Origin of the sequence: Terrabacter sp. 2RAF25 (assembly GCF_052115265.1) — a bacterium.
GTDB lineage: Bacteria > Actinomycetota > Actinomycetes > Actinomycetales > Dermatophilaceae > Terrabacter.
On the sequence record NZ_JBFRGJ010000056.1, the window covers coordinates 1 to 429 of the forward strand.

Here is a 429-nt window from a genome sequence, read left to right on the forward strand (position 1 = left end):
GCCTTTCAGTCGTCGTCTGCAACCAGGAAGAGCGGATGGCAACAGGCATGAATCCTGCCCCGACCCAAGCGACTGCGAACCGGGCCACGGCCCGGCTGCGTGGCGTTGCCGGCCGAGGTGCGGCGGCCTCGATCCGCGACATCATTTCAAGCAGCGGAAGGTAAGACAGAGATGCCTATCGTGACCTATGCCGGGCTTTATCTTGGCAGACTTGCGGACATGGACCCGACGGAGGGCACTGGTTCTGCCAACGTGGCCGAGAATGCCCATATTGTCCTAGGGGGCAGGACCTTCGGCGCGACCGGCAGCCCGCTCTATGCACAAAGCACTCGCATCACGCTGAATGATACAAACAACGACGGGCAGGTACCATTCAACCAGAACACCGGCTCGACCGAGACGATTTCCTATCGGCTCGGAGACCAAAAC

At 60.6% G+C, this 429-nt stretch carries 1 protein-coding gene; it reads left to right on the forward strand.

Translation table 11 applies throughout. From position 1 onward, the window contains the following. Positions 1-180 precede the first annotated feature (180 nt). Positions 181-429 (forward strand): hypothetical protein (locus AB4091_RS21925; protein WP_442295039.1); only part of this gene is annotated, 249 nt, incomplete at its 3' end.